Annotated in this window: 19 protein-coding genes; 11 read left to right on the top strand and 8 right to left on the bottom strand. The window is 65.3% G+C overall.

Annotation, left to right across the window (positions count from 1 at the left end; translation table 11 throughout):
• Positions 1-8 precede the first annotated feature (8 nt).
• Genes AC07R1_RS10110 through AC07R1_RS10095 form a run of 4 tightly spaced genes read left to right on the top strand, consistent with a single transcriptional unit; the run spans position 9 to position 2,879 of the window.
• Positions 9-791: an SDR family oxidoreductase gene (locus tag AC07R1_RS10110; protein ID WP_072452517.1), complete on the top strand. Its 783-nt coding sequence runs from the start codon at positions 9-11 to the stop codon at positions 789-791.
• Positions 792-793: 2 nt separating this feature from the next.
• Positions 794-1,252 (top strand): MaoC family dehydratase, encoded by a 459-nt coding sequence (locus AC07R1_RS10105; RefSeq protein WP_370059417.1) that lies wholly within the window; start codon positions 794-796, stop codon positions 1,250-1,252.
• Between the two features lie 31 nt (positions 1,253-1,283).
• Positions 1,284-2,486, top strand: a complete 1,203-nt coding sequence (locus AC07R1_RS10100) for an acetyl-CoA C-acyltransferase (protein WP_342402311.1) — start codon at positions 1,284-1,286, stop codon at positions 2,484-2,486.
• Positions 2,487-2,495: 9 nt separating this feature from the next.
• Positions 2,496-2,879, top strand: a complete 384-nt coding sequence (locus tag AC07R1_RS10095; protein WP_072452523.1) for a steroid Delta-isomerase — start codon at positions 2,496-2,498, stop codon at positions 2,877-2,879.
• Between the two features lie 45 nt (positions 2,880-2,924).
• Here AC07R1_RS10095 and AC07R1_RS10090 read toward each other — a convergent pair whose 3' ends face one another.
• Together AC07R1_RS10090 and AC07R1_RS10085 are read right to left on the bottom strand one after the other, a co-directional pair.
• The gene (locus tag AC07R1_RS10090) at positions 2,925-3,395 is read right to left on the bottom strand and encodes an SRPBCC family protein (protein ID WP_262212545.1); all 471 of its coding nucleotides are present in this window, start codon (positions 3,393-3,395) and stop codon (positions 2,925-2,927) included.
• A 63-nt stretch (positions 3,396-3,458) separates the two neighbouring features.
• Entirely contained in the window at positions 3,459-4,235 is a 777-nt protein-coding gene (locus AC07R1_RS10085; RefSeq protein ID WP_342402314.1) for an SDR family oxidoreductase, read from the bottom strand.
• Between the two features lie 160 nt (positions 4,236-4,395).
• Here AC07R1_RS10085 and AC07R1_RS10080 point away from each other — a divergent pair, with 160 nt between their 5' ends.
• The 4 genes from AC07R1_RS10080 to dmpG are packed head-to-tail and all read left to right on the top strand — an operon-like array spanning position 4,396 to position 7,985.
• On the top strand, positions 4,396-5,223 hold the full coding sequence (locus tag AC07R1_RS10080) for an alpha/beta fold hydrolase (protein ID WP_370059415.1): 828 nt from the start codon (positions 4,396-4,398) through the stop codon (positions 5,221-5,223).
• On the top strand, positions 5,220-6,011 hold the full coding sequence (locus AC07R1_RS10075; RefSeq protein WP_495110486.1) for a fumarylacetoacetate hydrolase family protein: 792 nt from the start codon (positions 5,220-5,222) through the stop codon (positions 6,009-6,011). The genes AC07R1_RS10080 and AC07R1_RS10075 overlap by 4 nt, the downstream gene beginning before the upstream one ends.
• A 17-nt stretch (positions 6,012-6,028) precedes the next feature.
• Positions 6,029-6,937, top strand: coding sequence for an acetaldehyde dehydrogenase (acetylating) (locus AC07R1_RS10070; protein WP_475264154.1), 909 nt, complete (start codon positions 6,029-6,031; stop codon positions 6,935-6,937).
• Positions 6,938-6,950: 13 nt separating this feature from the next.
• Complete coding sequence (gene dmpG, locus AC07R1_RS10065) at positions 6,951-7,985, top strand: 4-hydroxy-2-oxovalerate aldolase (RefSeq protein WP_072452537.1); 1,035 nt, start codon at positions 6,951-6,953, stop codon at positions 7,983-7,985.
• Between the two features lie 36 nt (positions 7,986-8,021).
• On the opposite strand, the gene AC07R1_RS10060 is transcribed toward dmpG, so the two are convergent.
• From AC07R1_RS10060 to AC07R1_RS10050, 3 genes are all read right to left on the bottom strand, one after another.
• Positions 8,022-8,183, bottom strand: coding sequence for a hypothetical protein (locus AC07R1_RS10060; RefSeq protein WP_176876786.1), 162 nt, complete (start codon positions 8,181-8,183; stop codon positions 8,022-8,024).
• A 137-nt stretch (positions 8,184-8,320) separates the two neighbouring features.
• The gene (locus AC07R1_RS10055) at positions 8,321-9,451 is read right to left on the bottom strand and encodes a helix-turn-helix transcriptional regulator (protein ID WP_072452539.1); all 1,131 of its coding nucleotides are present in this window, start codon (positions 9,449-9,451) and stop codon (positions 8,321-8,323) included.
• Between the two features lie 138 nt (positions 9,452-9,589).
• On the bottom strand, positions 9,590-10,633 hold the full coding sequence (locus tag AC07R1_RS10050) for a 3-ketosteroid-9-alpha-monooxygenase, oxygenase component (RefSeq protein ID WP_072452541.1): 1,044 nt from the start codon (positions 10,631-10,633) through the stop codon (positions 9,590-9,592).
• 177 nt (positions 10,634-10,810) lie between these two features.
• Between AC07R1_RS10050 and AC07R1_RS10045 the strand changes: the two genes are divergently transcribed.
• Both AC07R1_RS10045 and lipP1 read left to right on the top strand, forming a co-directional pair.
• On the top strand, positions 10,811-11,647 hold the full coding sequence (locus AC07R1_RS10045) for an SDR family NAD(P)-dependent oxidoreductase (RefSeq protein ID WP_072452543.1): 837 nt from the start codon (positions 10,811-10,813) through the stop codon (positions 11,645-11,647).
• The gene (lipP1, locus tag AC07R1_RS10040) at positions 11,637-12,563 is read left to right on the top strand and encodes a LipP1 family hormone-sensitive lipase (RefSeq protein WP_495110485.1); all 927 of its coding nucleotides are present in this window, start codon (positions 11,637-11,639) and stop codon (positions 12,561-12,563) included. The genes AC07R1_RS10045 and lipP1 overlap by 11 nt, the downstream gene beginning before the upstream one ends.
• Positions 12,564-12,658: 95 nt before the next feature.
• Here the strand turns inward: lipP1 and AC07R1_RS10035 are convergent, their stop codons facing one another.
• The gene (locus AC07R1_RS10035; protein WP_123724920.1) at positions 12,659-13,360 is read right to left on the bottom strand and encodes an EthD domain-containing protein; all 702 of its coding nucleotides are present in this window, start codon (positions 13,358-13,360) and stop codon (positions 12,659-12,661) included.
• A 270-nt stretch (positions 13,361-13,630) separates the two neighbouring features.
• Between AC07R1_RS10035 and AC07R1_RS10030 the strand changes: the two genes are divergently transcribed.
• A complete protein-coding gene (locus AC07R1_RS10030; protein ID WP_495110484.1) occupies positions 13,631-14,074 on the top strand; it encodes a nuclear transport factor 2 family protein in 444 nt (147 codons plus the stop codon).
• A 116-nt stretch (positions 14,075-14,190) separates the two neighbouring features.
• Here the strand turns inward: AC07R1_RS10030 and AC07R1_RS10025 are convergent, their stop codons facing one another.
• Entirely contained in the window at positions 14,191-15,576 is a 1,386-nt protein-coding gene (locus AC07R1_RS10025; RefSeq protein WP_123724918.1) for a DUF1329 domain-containing protein, read from the bottom strand.
• Between the two features lie 23 nt (positions 15,577-15,599).
• A complete protein-coding gene (locus tag AC07R1_RS10020; protein ID WP_072452552.1) occupies positions 15,600-17,177 on the bottom strand; it encodes a DUF1302 domain-containing protein in 1,578 nt (525 codons plus the stop codon).
• Positions 17,178-17,306: the final 129 nt, after the last annotated feature.

Here is a 17,306-nt window from a genome sequence, read left to right as displayed (position 1 = left end):
GTGTGTTCATGGCGGTTCCTGAATATGTAAAGGGCCACGGCCTGCTGCGGGGCAAGTCGGTGCTGATCACCGCGGCCGCCGGTGCCGGCATCGGCTATGCCGCGGCGTTGCGGGCGGCGGAGGAGGGCTGTCGGGCGTTGATGCTCAGTGACATTCATCCGGGGCGGCTGGCCGAGGCAGTGGCGGGCATTCGCCAGGCCACCGGGCTTGAGGCGGTGCACGGCGAGTTGTGCGACGTTGCCGACGAAGCCCAGGTCCGGCATCTGGTGGCCTGCGGCGAGCGCGAACTGGGCGGGGTCGACGTGCTGATCAACAACGCCGGCCTTGGCGGCTCGCGACGCTTGCTGGACATGCCCGACGCGGAGTGGCAGCGGGTGCTGGATGTGACCCTCACCGGGACCATGCGCATGACCCGGGCGATCCTCCCGGGGATGATCCGCCGTGGTGCCGGGGTCATCGTAAACAACGCATCGGTGCTGGGGTGGCGGGCCCAGAAAGAACAGTCCCACTACGCCGCGGCCAAGGCCGGGGTCATGGCCCTGACCCGCTGCGCGGCGCTGGAAGCGGCTGAACACGGGATTCGTATCAACGCCGTCAGCCCGAGCATTGCCATGCACGACTTCCTGCGCCGCAGCGCACCGGCGGCGGTGCTTGAGCACCTGGCCGCCGGTGAAGCTTTCGGCCGCGCCGCCGAGGTCTGGGAAGTGGCCAACGTGATGATGTTCCTGGCCAGCGACTACAGCTCCTACATGACCGGGGAAGTGCTCTCGGTCTCCAGCCAGAGGGCCTGAACATGCCGCGGATCTTTGCCTCGCCCGCTGCCCTGGCCGATGCCGTCGGCGAGGAGTTGGGCGTCAGTGACTGGCTGCTGCTGGAGCAGGGGCGCATTGACCTGTTCGCCGATGCCACCGGCGATCACCAATGGATTCACGTCGATCCGGTGCGGGCCGCCAGCGGGCCTTTTGGTGCCTGCATTGCACATGGCTACCTGAGCCTGGCCCTGGTCAACCTGTTCCTGCCGCAAATCGTCGAAGTCCGCGGGCTGGCGATGGGGGTCAACTACGGTTGCGATCGGGTGCGCTTCCCCGCGGTGATCAGCGTCGGCTCGCGGGTGCGCGGCAGTGCCCGGCTGGTGGCCGTGGAGCAGGTCAAGGGCGGGGTCCAGGCGACCCTGCGGGTCAGCGTCGAGATCCAGGGCCAGGAACGTCCTGGCTGCGTGGTCGACACCATCAGTCGTTACTACCCGGCCTGAACCGGCCAGTTGTCTATTCGAGGATCAGAGCATGAACCAAGCCGTCATCGTTTCCACCGCTCGCACACCGATCGGCAAGGCCTTTCGCGGTGCCTTCAACGACACCGAGGCACCGCGCATGGGTGGCCATGTGGTGCGCGAAGCGCTGCGCCGCGCCGGGGTCGAGCCCGGTGAAGTGGATGATGTATTGATGGGCGCTGCTGCCCAGCAAGGCACTCAGGGCTACAACCTGGGACGCCTGTGCGCCATGGCCGCCGGCCTGCCCGCGACAGTGGCCGGGATGGCTCTGGATCGCCAGTGCGGCTCGGGGCTGATGAGCATCGCCACAGCGGCCAAGGGCATCATCTGCGATGAAATCGAGATTGCCGTGGCCGGTGGCCTGGAGTCGATTTCCCTGGTGCAGAACAGCCACAAGAACACCTACCGCAATCAGAGCGTGGCGGTGATCGAGCAAGACCCGCGAGCCTATATCCCGATGATTGAAACCGCCGAGATCGTCGCCCAACGCTACGGTATCTCGCGCCAGGCCCAGGATGCCTACAGCCTGGAGAGCCAACTGCGCACTGCCCGTGCCCAGGAGGCCGGGCGTTTCGATCGGGAGCTGGCGCCGATGAGCAGCCGCAAGGCGATCTTCGACAAGGCCAGCGGCGAAACCCGTTACGAAACCCTGACCCTGCAGCGTGACGAGTGCAATCGCAGCGACACCAGCCTGGCCAGCCTCAGCGCCCTGGAGCCGGTGTGGGGCGGTGGCGAGTGGTCCGGGCCCGGAAGCTTCATCACCGCCGGTAACGCTTCGCAGTTGTCCGACGGCGCTTCGGCCTCGGTGCTGATGAGTGCGCGGATGGCCGAGCGCCGCGGGCTGGAGCCCCTGGGTATCTACCGTGGCCTGGCGGTGGCCGGCTGCCACGCCGATGAAATGGGCATTGGCCCGATCTACGCGATTCCCAAGTTGCTCAAGCGTCACGGCCTGACGGTGGATCACATCGGCCTGTGGGAGTTGAACGAGGCCTTTGCCTGCCAGGTACTGCATTGCCGCGACACCCTGGGCATTCCCATGGAGCGCCTGAACGTCAACGGCGGCGCCATTGCCCTGGGGCACCCGTTCGGCATGTCCGGGGCGCGCATGGTGGGTCACGCCCTGATCGAGGGCCAGCGCCGTGGCGTGCGTTATGTGGTGGTCAGCATGTGCATTGGTGGTGGCATGGGGGCCGCCGCCCTGTTCGAAGTGGTCTAGGAGGCAGTAATGATCAGTAGCGAACGAATCCAGGCGATCATGGCCGGCTACGTGCAAAAGGTGGATGCCGGCGACATCGAGGCGATTGTCGCGCTCTACGCCGAGGACGCCGTGGTGGAAGACCCGGTGGGCCAGCCAGCGTTGCGCGGCCTGGCTGCCATTGGCGACTTCTATCGCCAGGGGCTGGGCCAGATCAAGGTCGCGGCGACTCTCACCGGACCGGTGCGGGCCACCCTCAATGGCTGCGGGGCAATGGCTTTTCGCGTCGATATGCTCTGGCAGGGCGAGCCCTGCTCGTTGCAGGTGATCGATGTCATGGAGTTCGACGAGCAGGGCCTGATCCGCTCGATGAAGGCGTACTGGGGCCCCGTCAACATCCAGCCGCAGGGCTGAAGGCCAGGGCGGCGGGGCGCCGTGTGCCTGCCTCGCCGCAACCTGCTACTTGAAGTCCGGATTCTGGGTGCGCCCGGTCTCGTAGAACGCCTTGAGATTCTCGGCGATCTGCCTCACTACCTGGTTCATGGCTTTGCCCAGCAAGCGTTCCACCAGGCGGCCGCCGTGCATCTGGTAATGCAGGCTGGTGATGACCCGGGTCGCGGGCCCGTCGCCCAGCAACTGATAGTGGAAGCATGCCTGGCGAAAGGGAAAGGGCGCACCGGCCTGTTCCCGGTGCAGGCGCAGGACAAAGCCCTGGCCCTCCTGCCACTGCACCACGCTTTCATCCAGCCATTGCCCGCCTTTGCGAAATACCCGGCGGCTGGCGCCCACCTGCTGTTCCGGCCCCGGGTGCAGGCGGCAGCCGGTCAGCCCTGGAACATAATGCGGGGCCAGGCGCAGATCGCGCAGGATGGCCCAGGCAGCGGCGCTGTCGAGGTTGAGCAGGACACTGTGGCTGGCAATTGCGGACATTGATGCCTCCTGGAAACGTTGAGCGATCTGCCGCCAGCGGCGGCAGCGTTTGGCATACAGGGTTCAGGCCCGGGCCTGGGCCGCATCGAGAAAGGCCGGCCGCTCGCCGCCGCCATGCACCAGCAGATCGCTGCCGCTGACATAGCGGGCCAGGGGCGAGGCCAGGTACAGGCAGGCATCCCCGATGTCTTCGGGGCGGGCCAGGCGTTGCAGGGGAATGCCGGCGGCGACCCGTGCCAGGCCGGCGGCGTCGCCATAGTGCAAGGCTGCCTGCTCGGTGAGAATCAACCCGGCACTGAGGCTGTTGAGGCGCACCTTGGGGGCCCACTCCACCGCCAGTGAACGAGTCAGGCTCAACAGCCCCGCCTTGGCTGCGCCGTAGGCGGCGGTGCCGGGGGAGGGGCGACTGGCGCTGACACTGGCGATATTGATGATGCAGCCGCCTTCGGCCTGGGCCTGCATCACCCGATTGGCCTGCTGGCAGAGGTTCAATGGTGCCAGCAGGTTGAGGCGGATGATCGCCTCGCTGAAGCGCGGCGAGGCGCTGGCGGCTTCGGCATGAGGCGCGCCCCCGGCATTGTTGACCAGCACATCGAGCCGGCCACAGCGCTCCAGCACCTGGTCGATCAGCGCCTGGGACTGCTCTGCCTGTCGCAGGTCGCAGGTGAAGAACAGGGCCTTGCGTGCGGCGCAGGCGGGCACCTGCTCCGGAGCCTGGCGCCCGCAGATCAGCACCGTGGCGCCACAGTCCAGAAAGCGCTGGCTGATGCCGCGCCCAACGCCCTTGCCACCGCCGGTGACCAGCACCACGCGGCCCTTGAAATCCATCGGATCGTGCATGCCTGCCTCGTTCTGGGCTGTTGTCGAGGCGTTGATCCTAGAGCGCGTGCCCTGGCCCTCCAACGTCCAAAGGGACTAGGTGGGCTAGTCCTGTCGGACGATGTTGCAGGCTCGTGGGCTGCCCACAATCGGCCCACTACAACAGGCCGGAGGACCGGAGATGAAGGCTTCAGCACAGGGGCGGACAGTGACGCTGCCCAACGGTATGCAACTGCATTACCAGGACATGGGCAGCGGCGATCCGGTGGTGTTCATCCACGGTAGCGGCCCGGGTGCCAGCGGCCATAGCAACTTCAAGGGCAACTACCCGGCGTTCGCCGCCGCCGGCTATCGCTGCATCGTTCCCGACCTGCCGGGCTACGGCGCCTCGGACAAACCGCTGGCCCAGTACACCCTGGACTTTTTCGTCGAGGCCCTGAGTGGCCTGCTCGATGCCCTGGACATTGGCCGCTGCGTGCTGATCGGCAACTCCCTGGGTGGCGCGATTGCCCTGCAACTGGCGCTGGACCAGCCACGGCGGGTCAGCCGCCTGGTGCTGATGGCCCCCGGTGGGTTGATGGACAAGGAGCAGTACTACCTGCGCATGGCCGGTATCCAGCAGATGGCCGCAGCGTTTGCCCAGGGGGAGTTGCGGGACGCCGCCGGCATGCGTCGCCTGCTGAGCCTGCAACTGTTCGACCCGAGCCTGATCAGCGACGAAACGGTCGCCGAGCGGGTCGCGGTGGTGCAGGAGCAACCCCAGGAGGTGCTGTCCACCATGCAGGTGCCGAACCTGACGGCGCGCCTGGCCGAGCTGAGTTGTCCGATCCTCGGTTTCTGGGGCGTCAACGACCAGTTCTGCCCGGCCTCCGGGGCGCAGACGTTGATGGAGCATTGCCGGCAGATCCGCATGCTGCTGCTCAGCGAATGCGGGCACTGGGTGATGGTCGAATACCGCCAGCTGTTCAACCGCCAGTGCCTGGACTTTCTTGCAGAGCCGCAGCCATGAGCCAGACCCTGAAACAGCAGTACGGCGAAGAGCTGTACCAGGCCCTGCGCCAGGGCCGGACCTTAGCACCGCTGACTGAACGCTGGCCGGCCATCAGCATCGAGGACGCCTACCAGATCTCGTTGTACGGCATCCAGCGGCGGGTGGCGGACGGCGATCGTATCGTCGGCAAGAAGATCGGCGTGACCTCGGCGGCGGTGCAACAGATGCTCGGCGTGCACCAGCCGGATTTCGGCTTTATCACCCAGGGCATGGCATTTGCCGACGGCGCGAGCATTTCCCTGTCGGGCAACCGCCTGATCCAGCCCCGGGCCGAGGGCGAGATCGCCTTCAAGCTCAAGCACGACCTGCTGGGCCCCGGCGTCACCGAGGCCCAGGTGCTGGCCGCCACCGAATGGGTGGCGCCGTGCTTTGAAATCGTCGATTCGCGGATTCACGACTGGCGCATCCGCATCCAGGACACCGTGGCCGACAACGCTTCCTGCGGGGTTTTCGTGCTCGGGGAGGAGCGGGCCGACCCACACCACCTGGACCTGCCCAACCTGCGCATGCAGGTGTTCAAGAACCGCTGCCAGATCAGCGAGGGGCTGGGTTCGGCGGTGCAGGGCAACCCCCTGACCGCGGTGGCCTGGCTGGCCAACACCCTGGGCGCTTTCGGGATTGCCTTCAAGGCCGGGGAAATCATTCTCTCCGGGTCCCTGGTGCCCCTGGAGCCGGCCCGGGCCGGCGATCACTTTTCCTTGACCATCGATGGCCTGGGCAGTGCCCGGGTGTCGTTCTGCGCCTGACCCAAGGGGGTATGTGAATGAGCAAGAAACTCAAGGCGGCCATTATCGGCCCGGGCAATATCGGTACCGACCTGTTGCTCAAGATGTGCCGTTCAGAATGGATCGAACCGGTGTGGATGGTGGGTGTCGACCCGCAGTCCGCGGGCCTCGAACGCGCCCGGGAGCTGGGCATCAAGACCACCTCGGACGGGGTGGCCGGTTTGCTGCCCCACGTCCTGGACGACGATATTCGCATCGCCTTCGACGCCACCTCGGCCTATGTCCACGCCGAGAACAGCCGCCAGCTCAATGCCCTGGGGGTGATCATGATTGACTTGACCCCGGCGGCCATCGGCCCGTTCTGCGTGCCGCCGGTGAACCTGCGGCAACACGCCCAGAGCCTGGCGCTGAACGTCAACATGGTCACCTGTGGCGGCCAGGCGACCATCCCCATGGTGGCCGCGGTGGCCCAGGTGCAGCCGGTCAGCTACGGCGAGATTGTCGCCACCGTGTCTTCGGCCTCGGTGGGCCCGGGCACCCGGCAGAACATCGACGAATTCACTCGCACCACCGCCGAGGCTGTGCAGCGCATCGGTGGTGCCCGGCGCGGCAAGGCGATCATCGTCATCAACCCGGCCGAACCTGCACTGATGATGCGCGACACCATCCACTGCCTGACCGACCAGGAGCCCGACCAGGCGGCGATCCGCGCCTCGGTGCTGCGCATGGTCAAGGAAGTGCAGCGCTATGTGCCGGGCTACAAACTGATCAACGGCCCGGTGTTCGACGGCAACCAAGTGAGCATCTACATCGAGGTCGAGGGGCTGGGGGATTTCCTTCCCAAGTCCGCCGGCAACCTCGACATCATGACCGCCGCCGGCTTGCGCACCGCCGAGATGTTTGCCGAAGAAGCCCACCGGGGCGCCCTGCAACTGCCTGTTCGTTGACCGGAGAATTGCCATGAATCTGCAAGGTAGAAGCGTTGTTCTGCACGACATGAGCCTGCGTGACGGCATGCACGCCAAGCGCCACCAGATCAGCCTGGAACAGATGATCTCGGTGGCCACCGGGCTCGACGCGGCGGGGGTGCCGCTGATCGAGATCACCCACGGCGACGGCCTTGGCGGCGCGTCGCTGAACTATGGCCTGCCGGCTCACAGCGACGAGGAGTATTTCGCCGCGGTGATTCCGCAGCTCAGACAGGCCAGGGTCTCGGCACTGCTGCTGCCGGGCATCGGCACCCTCGACCACTTGCGCATGGCCCACGAGCACGGGGTGAGCACGGTGCGGGTGGCGACCCACTGCACCGAGGCCGATGTCTCCAGCCAGCACATCGGCATGGCGGCGAAGATGGGCCTGGATACGGTGGGGTTCCTGATGATGGCGCACATGCTCAGCGCCGAGAAACTCCTGCAGCAGGCGCAACTGATGCAGAGCTACGGCGCCAACTGCATCTACTGCACCGACTCGGCGGGCTACATGCTGCCCGATGAAGTCAGCGAGAAGATCGGCGTGCTGCGCCAGGGGCTCAACCCCGGGACCGAGGTCGGTTTCCACGGCCACCACAACCTGGGCCTGGCGATCGCCAACTCCCTGGCGGCGATCGAGGCCGGGGCGGCGCGCATCGATGGTTCGGTGGCGGGGCTCGGTGCCGGGGCGGGCAATACGCCGTTGGAGGTGTTTGTGGCGGTGCTGGAGCGCATGGGTGTCAGCAGCGGGGTGGATCTGTACGCGATCATGGATGTCGCCGAAGACCGGGTGGTGCCCATGCTCGACCAGCCGATCCGGCTCGACCGTGATGCGCTGACGCTGGGGTACGCCGGGGTCTACAGCTCGTTTTTGCTGTTCGCCAAGCGTGCCGAGCGCAAGTACGGCATCTCGGCCCGCGAGCTGCTGGTGGAGCTGGGCCGGCGCGGCACCGTCGGTGGCCAGGAAGACATGATCGAAGACCTGGCGCTGACTCTGTCCCGGGCCCGTGGCGTACTGCCCACCTGATGCACAGGGCGCACCCTGGACACCCACACCGGGGGTTCAGGGCAGCAGGCCGCGTACCTGGGGCGGATAGCAGGGATTGGCGGCGCACTGGCTGAGCATGCTGGCGGCACGGTAGGCCGGTTTCTTGAAGACCTGATAGGCGCCGGCACTGGTGCCGATGATGATGAACAGCAGCAGACAAAGGGTGGATTTGCGCATGGCGAGCCTCCACGGCGGTGTTGTTCTTGTAGGTCGACCTTATGTCGTAGCCCTGGGTCCGGCCTCGTCCGATTGGACTAGCCGGCGGGACGCGAGCCGAGTGGTGCAGCGTCAGCCGGCGAACCTTCTTCGGGCGCTCAGCCCAAGGTGGCCACACTGCGCAGGATCAGGCGCACCAGCATGGTCTGGCGGGTGACCCCGGTCTTGGAGAAGGTCGAGCGCAGGTGGGCGCGGGAGGTGTTGCGGCTGATGCCCAGCTCCTGGGAGGCTTCGTCCAGGGTCAGGCCGTTGGCCAGGAGCATGGCCAGTTGGGTTTCGGCCGGCGTGAAGTCGAACAGCACCCGGACGATCTCCTGGGGCGCGCAGGACTGCTGCTCCGGGTCACTGATGAAGATCACTACCGTGGGGCAGCGCTTGCCTTCGCTCCAGGCCGAGAGCGGTACCGAGCGTACGATGATGCCCAGGTCGGCGCGCCCCGAGGGCCGTTGCACCCGCAGCGCCTCGACCACCGAAGGGTTGCTGCGTTTATGCGACAGCAGCGACTGTTTCACCAGGCGGCGAAATTCCTGGGTGTCGCGGGCGGTGCCGACCTGCAGGCCGTCGTTGACCAGTTTGATGCCGTCCTTTTCCTGGATCAGCCGCTCGGCCACCTGGTTGGTCTGCAACACCTTGCCGGTCTCGTCGAGGATGATGGTGCCGACCGCCATCTGGTCTACGGCGCCAGCATAGAGATTGCGCTCGGTTTCGATGCGGTTGAGCTTCATGTGCATCTTGATCGAGCGTTCCAGGTGCGGCACGAACTGCGCCAGCAGCTCCTTTTCCTGCTGGTCGAATGGCTGGTCGTCGCGTCCGCGGCTGATGCGCAGGCGACACTGGGCGCCTTCACTGGTGTTGATGTCGGCGCCCAGGATATGGAACACCCCCACCGGCTCCAGAAAGTTGCGGTAGAACTCCGATTGCAACCAGTCGTCGTTGGAGACGAACTCCGCCAGGGTCACCACCTGGCGGTTGGGCAGGTCGACGAACGGATCGAGGCTGAAGAAGTGAGTGTTGTAGGAGGTGGTGACCTCGCTGGAGCTGCCGGTGGTGTTGACCATCAGCCCATCCACCTGGGCGCTGGGTGGGCGCAGGATAAAGGTCACGTATTTGCTGTTCAGATGGAGGTTGAGCTGGTTGAGGAAGGTGGCCCATGGAATGTTTTCCATGGGCCCCTGGTAGAGATTGCCGATCAGGTCACTGAACGTCTCAAGGCTGAGGTTCTTCTGCATGGCGAAAACCGTTTTTATTATTGTTTGGGTAGTAGCGGTGGCCGAGAGTAGGGTCGGCATCGCTGGCGCGCAATGGTTCTTGCAAAGCATCTGATCGGCAGCTCTCCGGGGCGGATCAGGGGTGAAAAAGGTCCTGTGTCAGAGGTTCTGGCCCTCGCGTACGATGAAGTCCCGTGCCTCCTGGGTGCCGGCCGGCAAGGCTTCGATATCGGTGTAGAACTGCTCGTACCATTTGCGCAACTGGTACACCGGGCCGTCACCGTCGCACAGCAGCGGATTGTCCACCCGGGTCTTGCTGTGCCAGATCGCCACGTCCTCGTAGAAGGCTTCCTGGGCCTGTTGCACATAGGCCTTGGCCATCGCTTGGTTCTGTTCTTCGCTGAGGCCGGGGATCTTCTTCACCAGCACTCCGTAGCGCAGGGTGAAACTGTCCAGGTCGATGGGTACGTGGCAGTTGAGCAGGATCGAATGGATCGGCTGGCCGTTCATCGCGCCGGTCATTTCGGTGATCTGGTAGGCCGGCCCGAAGTAGGTGGCGGTGGTGCTCAGCTCGCTGTCGCCGGACAGGCGTTCGCTGCGGGCGCGCATTTCCTGGGTGGCCAGATGGCCTTCGAAGCGGTTGCTGAAGGCCTGCACCGGGGCACCATGGACTGTGCCGAAGTGCGCCATGTCGGCGACGTTGTCGATCAGTTCACGGCAGTTGGTCTCGATCTTCAGCTCCGCCACTTCCCAGTTGGCCCATTGTTCGTCGAAGCAGGCGTCGATCCGCGGTATGCGCTGCTGCTCGATGGGCGGGTTGCCTTGGGGGTCATTCCAGACAAACAACAGTTGGTTTTCCTCCATCAGCGGCCAGCTCTTGATTCGTGCCCGTGGCGGAATCCGCTTGGCGTAGGGAATGTCGTCGCAGACGCCGTCGGCGCCCCAGCGCCAGGCATGAAAGGGGCAGCGCAGCGCGTTGCCTTCGATGCAGCCGGTGCTCAGGTCAGCGCCCATGTGCGGGCAGTAGCCGTCAAGAATGTGCAACTGGCGGTCTTCGCCCTCGAACGCCACCAGCCGGGTGCCGAACACATCCAGGCGGTGGGCCTTGCCGTCGCGGTACTGGGCCGCCAGCCCCAGGCAATGCCAGCCTCTGGCGTAGCGTGATTGCAGGGGTTGAGTCTCGATTCGGTGCAGGGTGTTCATCTCTTGTTCTTCTCCGGGTCACGGTGGGGCCGCCGTGGCCTCAGGCCGAAGCCCGGCGGTGCTTGCACTCCTGATCGATTCTGCCGCCCCTGTGCCTTGGGGCATCGTCTGAATGGACGATGGCCAGTGCCGGCCAGCCGGCTCTACTGAGGCCTTTGACCACCGCAGGAGTTATCGATGAGCAGTCAAACAGGGCAGGTAGCAGTGATTACCGGCGCCGCCAGCGGGATTGGCCGGGGCCTGGCCGAAGAGGCCGCACGGCGTGGCATGCGCCTGGTGCTGGCGGACCTGGATGCCCCCGGGCTGGCTCGGGTCTGTGACGCCTTGCGGGCCAACGCAACCGAGGTGGTGAGCCGGGTTACCGATGTTGGGCAACTGGCCCAGGTCGAGGCCTTGCGCGATTGCGCCGTCGAGTCCTTTGGTGGCGTCGACCTGCTGTTCAACAATGCCGGGGTGATGCAGACCGGCTACAGCTGGGAGATCAGCCAGGCCCAGTGGCAGCGCATGCTCGACATCAACCTCAACGGAGTGATCCACGGCATCCGCAGTTTCCTGCCGCTGCTGCTGCGCCAGGGCCGTGGTGGCCATGTGATCAACACCGCGTCCCTGGCCGGCTTGCTCAGCAGCCCGTTGCTGGCGCCTTACAACGTCACCAAGCAGGCGGTGGTGGCGCTTTCGGAAACCCTGCATTACGAACTGGCGCTGCTGGGCGCGCCCATCGCGGTTTCGGTGATCTGCCCGGGCCCCGTGGCCAGCGCCATCATGGGTTCGAACCAGCACAGCGATGCCGCTGGCGATGGCTTGAGCCAGTTGCTCGATGGACGCATTCGCGAGGGCATGAGCCCCGCCGAACTGGCCACGCTGGTGTTCGATGCCATCGATGCCAAGCGTTTCTGGGTTTTGCCCCACAAGGATTTCAAGGAGGCCCTGCAGCGCCGGGTGCGCAGCATCCTCGACGAAACCAATCCGCAGTTCCGTATGCCTGACACCGAGGGGGCCGACCATGTCTCTTGATCCGCAGATCGCCGCTGTACTGCAATCTCTGGAGGGCTTGGCGCCGCCGGACTTCAGCCAGCTGGACGCGACCCAGTACCGGCAGTTCGCCGATAACCTGATGGCCATGCCCCCTGGCGCGGCCATGCATGAAGTGCGCGAGTTGCGCGTGGCTGGCGATGCCGGCGAACTGGATGCCCGGCTCTATCGTCCGCTGGATCAGGAGCGCCTGCCGCTGCTGGTGTTCTTTCATGGTGGCGGTTTCATCATGGGCACCCTCGATACTCACGATTACCTGTGCCGGGCCCTGGCCAGCCAGACCGGGGCCGTGGTGGTGTCGGTGGCTTATCGGCTGGCACCGGAGGCGGCTTTCCCGGCCGCGCCGCTCGATTGCTACGCGGCCATGTGCTGGCTGGTGGAGCACGCGGCCGAGCTGGGTATCGACGGCTCGCGCCTGGCGCTAGCCGGGGACAGTGCCGGTGGCAACCTGGCCTTGGCGGTCAGCCGCCTGGCATCGCAGCGCCAGGGACCGAAGATCCGCCACCAATGCCTGTTCTATCCGGTACTCGACGCCGCGTGCGACAGCCCTTCCTACCGCGACTTTGCCGAAGGCTACATGCTGACGGCCGCGATGATGAGGTGGTTCTGGAGCCTGTACGGTGCCGGAGCCTCCCTGGTCGATGAACCGCTGGCCTCGCCGTTGCGCGCGCAAGATCTGGGCGACCTGCCGCCCACGACCTTGATCACCGCCGGGTTCGACCCGCTGCGCGATGAGGGCGAAGCCTTCGCCAGGCGCTTGCAGGCAAGCGCTGTACCGGTTCGGTTGCAGCGCTGCGAGGGGATGATCCATGGCTTCATCAGCCTGTCGCCCTTTGTCGAACGCGCCGCCCAGGTGCTGGCACAAGCAACGGCAGAGCTGCGCAAGGCGCTCGGCTGAAGCGACAGCGTCGGCCTTCGGGTGGCGAAGCCCGATACCAAAGCCCGACGCCTGGCGTCGGGCTTTGGCGTTGCGCGAAAGTGCCCGGCCAGGCGTCAGAATCGATATTGGCTGGTGGGCAGTACATCGATCTTGTCGAAGTCGATAAAGCGCGCACAGCTTTGCATCATGGCCGCCAGGTTTTTCTCGAACCGTGCTTCGTCCCCCGTTGCGTCGAAGAAGGCCTGGGGGTCGGTCATCGCCGCGGGCGGGAAGCATTCCTCGACAATGGCGTCGATGGGCGGCGCGTCCGGGGTCAGGGCCGCCACCACCAGGTTCTGCACGTACTGGAAGTTGTCCTGGGTGACGATGGCAACCTCTGTGTGCTGGTTGCGCCATATCTCCAGCCAGGCCTGCGGGGTCAGGCGCGGCGGGCGTGTCAGCAGGGCCACCTGGGCGAAGCCGTAAGTCCGCTCACCGGGTGAGGGAGGGAAACGGGTGTTGCGGATCGCTTCGGACTCGCACACCAGATAGGCCGCCAGGCGGGTCGTGGCCTGTGCCAATACCCGGTCGAAAGGCGCCCGGGGAGCGGCGTTGGCGCTGTCCAGCCACAGCGACAGGCAGGCATCCGGCAGCGGTGGCCGGTTCTCCTGGCGCAGGGCCGCAGCGGGAGCGACTTCGCTATCCGCCAGGTTCAACTGCAGGCCCTGGGCGCCCAGGGCCTGCAGTTGCCCTATGACCTCGTGGCGCACGTGCCGGGCGAATGTTTCATCGGTGCTGCTGGGGTCACGCCAGAGCAGATAGATGACTTTTTCCATGGCGGGCAGATTCCTCTGTTGATGGTCGACGGCAGGTGGGTCCTGCGAAGGACAGGGTCGGGCCTGAGCCACTTTGCCGAATCCACCAAACGGACTAGTGCCCGTGGGGCAACCGCTTCGTGAGTGGGATCGAGCGCCAGGGGCTAGTCCCAACAGACGATCAGCCGGCGCCGGCCGGTCGATACACTTCCTGGCATGTGCGGCTGGTGAACAAGCACGCACGATGACCGCCACCCGGCGTCGATCCACGATGATTGCGAGGCCTGTGCCATGACTCTTGAACAACGTATTGCCCGCCTGGAGGCGCTAGAAGCGATCCGCCAGTTGAAGCATCGCTACTTGAATGCTTGTGACTTGAAGCAGGTGGAGGTGATCCGCGACTGCTTTGCCGAGGGCGAGATACTGATCGACTACGGCCCACTGGGCAGCTTTCGCGATCGCGACAGCTTTCTCGCGCTGTATCAGGAACTGGCTTGCCAGCCACGAGTGATCGACATCCACCATGGCGCCAACCCGGAGATTGAATTGTTCGGCGAGGATCAGGCCCGGGGGCGCTGGGCGCTGTACTACTTCAACCTGGATGCCGAGAGTGGCGCCACGCGCCAGTTGGGGGGGATCTACCAGGACCGCTACCGGTGTATTGCCGGGCAATGGAAGCTGGTCGAATGCTGTTTCAGCGCGCACTCGATGGTGGCAGGGCAAGTACCAGCCTGAGCCTGAAGCGCCGCAGGCAGGCGATTTTGCAGCCTGCCGGGCATGGCTGGCGGGCTGGCCCGCCAGCCGGCGCGATAGCCAGCCCGGGAGTGTGAACCGCCCGGGCCAGCCGGGGTTCAGCGGGTACCGAGCTTGCGCAGGTTGCCCGGGGTGAAGTCGTCATCGACGAAGTTGCTGGCATTGAGCTTGGCCGGTTTCTGGTCCACCAGCAGTCGGTCGACCAGGTAGGAGCCGGCGATCAGGTCCTGGTAGATCCCCAGGCGCGCCTGGTAGCGCTGCATCTCATAGGCGTAGACCGAGGTTTGCATGTTGGTGCGCCACAGCTGGCCACGGCTGTCGTAGTTGTCGGCCAGGGTGGCGGCCCAGGTGTCCTCGTCAAGGTAGAGCACGCGCTTGGCATAGATATGCCGTGCGCCTTCCTTGAGGGTCGCCTGCAGGACCCAGACCCGGTGCTTCTCGTAGCGCATGTACTGCGGGTTGACGTGGCCGGTGGTGGCGAGAATCTGCGCAAGATTCACGCTGGAATCGTCGATCCGGTAGTTGTGATAGGGAATGTAGATCTCTCGTTTGCCGATGATGGTCCAGTCGTAGCGGTCCGGAGCGCCGTTGAACAGGCGGTCCTCGTCCTGCACGCGAAAGCCTCCGGCGCCGGTGGGCGAGTCATAGGCAACCGTTGGTGCGCGTCGGACCCGGCGTTGCCCGGGGCTGTACTGCCAGGCCTGGCGCGGCGCGGCGGTGGGGGTGATGAACTCGCGACCGACGATGATCTCGCCCTTCTTGCGGATCGGCTCCAGGGTGGTCAGAAGGAAGTTGGTGAGCACGCCGTTGGCGCTTTCGGGGGTCTTGTCCGGGGCCGACCAGATCGAATAGATCTTGTAGTTGACCTGCTCCAGCACCTGCTCCTTGTTGGAGTACACCACCGCCTGCTGGTAGTTGGCCTCCTCGGTGTAGGCGCGGCCGGCCAGGGTGTGGTTGAACATCAGTTCACTGCCGTTTTTGGGGATCGGGAACGGCGAGGCGGCCCAGGCGTTGCGGGTGTCGTTGCCGTCGTTGATCAGCTCGGCGTTGACGGCGTTTTTCCTGATGTCGTCATACAGTCGCTGGTCGAAGCGAAAGTCCCGGTGGCTGGGGTATACCGGCATGGTGAAGGTCTGCGGGTAGCGTTTGAACAGCGCCTTCTGCCCATCGGTGAGGTTGGCGGCGTACTGCTGCATGTTCGCCGCGGTGATCACGAACAGCGGTTTTTCCGCCGCATAAGGATCGGGGTAGGGGCTGCCGGGGCCGTCGTACTTGAGCTGAGGGGGCAGGCCCAGCCACTTTCCCGACCAGGCAGGAATGCTGCCGTCGGCGTTGCCGGCCCGCTCCGCACCCATGGGGGTCAGGTCCCGGTCTAGCCGGGCGGCTTCCTCGGGGCTGACCTTGGCCTGGGTCGCCAGGCTTGCGGCCAGCAGGCTGGCGGCCAGGGTCGTGCGCAACAACTGAGTGTAGATAGTGCTCGACATGCTGTGCTCCTTGGGGCAGGGAATCAGAACCGGTACTTGAAGTTGAGGGCGAGGTTGTCGCGGTCCGCCAGCGGGCTGTTGTTGGCGTTGCCCAGGTAGGCGTTGTAGCGGGCCTCGATGGTGAAGTTGCCGAGGTAGCGCCAGGAGCTGCCGATGCTTGCGCGGTCGTCGCCCTGGCCCGAGTTGATCGAGCCCACCAGGGAGCTGTCGTTGTGCGCGGCGGTGCTGAAGGTGATCGGGACCGAGAGGTCCCAGCCGGTGAACACGTCGTTGTAGTCAAAGCTGGCCTGCACTGTGTAGCCCCAGGCCGAGCGGTCGTAGAGCAGCTTGTCGGTACCCGGCAGGCTGAACCCCGGGGCCAGCTGGGTCGGCTGCGAGCTGTCGTTGCTCAGCACCTGGTTGTACACCAGCTCGCCAGTCAGGGTGGTGTTGTCGGCCCATGAAGTGGGCCCCAGCACTTCGATCACCGAAACCTGGGCTTGCAGGGTCTTGGCTCGCACCGGGCTGGCGAAACCGTTGTCCACCATCACCGGCTGGCCGTCGCGGTAGCTGACCTCGCCGGCGATGCTGGTGTCGCCAAGCACCGTGGAGAAGCTCGCGCCGTACTGATCGATGTTGTCGAAGTAGATTGCCCGGTAGCTGCCCAGCTGGCTCTGGAAGTCCAGGGACGGGGTCTTGTCGTGGTAGCGCGAGTAGTACAGGCCGAACTCGGTGTTGTTCAGCGATTCGGCGGCGTAGGTGAAGGCCAGGCCGTATTGGCCGCTGTTGCTCGGGGTGTCGTTCTTCAGGCGATGGACAAAGCCTGTGGCGTCGTTTTCCCCTCCGCGATCGATGTAGTCGGTGGTGGAGAAAAAGCTGCCCACGCCGAACAGGTCGGTCTTCTGCCACTGGTACTGGTAGTAGGCCTGGACGTCCAGGCTGTCGCTCAGGCTGAACTGGGTGAACAGCTGGCCCACCGGCAGCAGCACTTCCTTGACCTCGACCCCGGGGGTGGTCGACTTGGTGGCGTCCACCGGGCTCTGGGCCGCGGAGATCCCCGGGTAGAACAGGCTTTCGCCCCAGCTCACCACCTGCTTGCCCAGGCGCACGTTGAGGTTGTGCCCGGACAGGTTCCAGGTGCCATAGGCATAAGCGTCCAGCAGGCGCAGGTCGTTGCGGTGCTGGTCGATGGTGTCCTGGGAAAAACGGTCGGGACGGCTGCAGTTGCCGCCGGCAAAGCAGTTGGAGGTGCCACTGGGGTTGTCGTTGTCGCGGTCGTAGACGTTGTCGTAGAAGCCGTCGGCGCGAATGAAAAAGCCGTAGTCGTCACGCCAGCGCAGGTTGGCTTCGGTAAGAAAGCCGCTGCGATTGTTGATCAGGCTGCCCCTGGCGAAAGCGTTGTCGCCATCGTTGCCGTTGGCATTGGCCACCAGCTTGTGGCTCCGGGATTCGGTACGCCAGGCCAGGCTGTAGGTCAGGGTGGTGTCCCAGTCGACAGTCAGATCCTCGTTGGGCTGGAAGGTCATGGCGCTGGCCGGTCCGCCCAGCCCGCCGGCCAGTATCAGCAGGGCAGTGTGCAGTCGGGGGAGTAGCGATGGTGGGGCGATTATTGTTTTTGTCATCTCGTCCTCGTGCCCAGGTCAGGCCCGCCCGACCTGCGATGTAAGGGGGGGGAAGTGCAGCAGGAGCGACTATGGAAGCAGCGGCCCGCCCGGACATCGTCCAACCAGACTAAGTGTTTTGGCCGTGGC

It is taken from the genome of Pseudomonas sp. GW821-FHT07F01, from assembly GCF_059418825.1.
This window is presented reverse-complemented; position numbering and strand designations above follow the sequence as displayed.

Coding starts and splice junctions, on each gene's coding strand:
- dmpG (WP_072452537.1), top strand. CDS start 6,951: ATGAATCTGCAAGGTAGAAGCGTTGTTCTGCACGACATGAGCCTGCGT.
- AC07R1_RS10050 (WP_072452541.1), bottom strand. CDS start 10,633: ATGAACACCCTGCACCGAATCGAGACTCAACCCCTGCAATCACGCTAC.
- AC07R1_RS10105 (WP_370059417.1), top strand. CDS start 794: ATGCCGCGGATCTTTGCCTCGCCCGCTGCCCTGGCCGATGCCGTCGGC.
- AC07R1_RS10035 (WP_123724920.1), bottom strand. CDS start 13,360: ATGGAAAAAGTCATCTATCTGCTCTGGCGTGACCCCAGCAGCACCGAT.
- AC07R1_RS10020 (WP_072452552.1), bottom strand. CDS start 17,177: ATGACAAAAACAATAATCGCCCCACCATCGCTACTCCCCCGACTGCAC.
- AC07R1_RS10080 (WP_370059415.1), top strand. CDS start 4,396: ATGAAGGCTTCAGCACAGGGGCGGACAGTGACGCTGCCCAACGGTATG.
- AC07R1_RS10075 (WP_495110486.1), top strand. CDS start 5,220: ATGAGCCAGACCCTGAAACAGCAGTACGGCGAAGAGCTGTACCAGGCC.
- lipP1 (WP_495110485.1), top strand. CDS start 11,637: ATGTCTCTTGATCCGCAGATCGCCGCTGTACTGCAATCTCTGGAGGGC.
- AC07R1_RS10070 (WP_475264154.1), top strand. CDS start 6,029: ATGAGCAAGAAACTCAAGGCGGCCATTATCGGCCCGGGCAATATCGGT.
- AC07R1_RS10060 (WP_176876786.1), bottom strand. CDS start 8,183: ATGCGCAAATCCACCCTTTGTCTGCTGCTGTTCATCATCATCGGCACC.
- AC07R1_RS10090 (WP_262212545.1), bottom strand. CDS start 3,395: ATGTCCGCAATTGCCAGCCACAGTGTCCTGCTCAACCTCGACAGCGCC.
- AC07R1_RS10030 (WP_495110484.1), top strand. CDS start 13,631: ATGACTCTTGAACAACGTATTGCCCGCCTGGAGGCGCTAGAAGCGATC.
- AC07R1_RS10085 (WP_342402314.1), bottom strand. CDS start 4,235: ATGCACGATCCGATGGATTTCAAGGGCCGCGTGGTGCTGGTCACCGGC.
- AC07R1_RS10110 (WP_072452517.1), top strand. CDS start 9: ATGGCGGTTCCTGAATATGTAAAGGGCCACGGCCTGCTGCGGGGCAAG.
- AC07R1_RS10095 (WP_072452523.1), top strand. CDS start 2,496: ATGATCAGTAGCGAACGAATCCAGGCGATCATGGCCGGCTACGTGCAA.
- AC07R1_RS10055 (WP_072452539.1), bottom strand. CDS start 9,451: ATGCAGAAGAACCTCAGCCTTGAGACGTTCAGTGACCTGATCGGCAAT.
- AC07R1_RS10025 (WP_123724918.1), bottom strand. CDS start 15,576: ATGTCGAGCACTATCTACACTCAGTTGTTGCGCACGACCCTGGCCGCC.
- AC07R1_RS10100 (WP_342402311.1), top strand. CDS start 1,284: ATGAACCAAGCCGTCATCGTTTCCACCGCTCGCACACCGATCGGCAAG.
- AC07R1_RS10045 (WP_072452543.1), top strand. CDS start 10,811: ATGAGCAGTCAAACAGGGCAGGTAGCAGTGATTACCGGCGCCGCCAGC.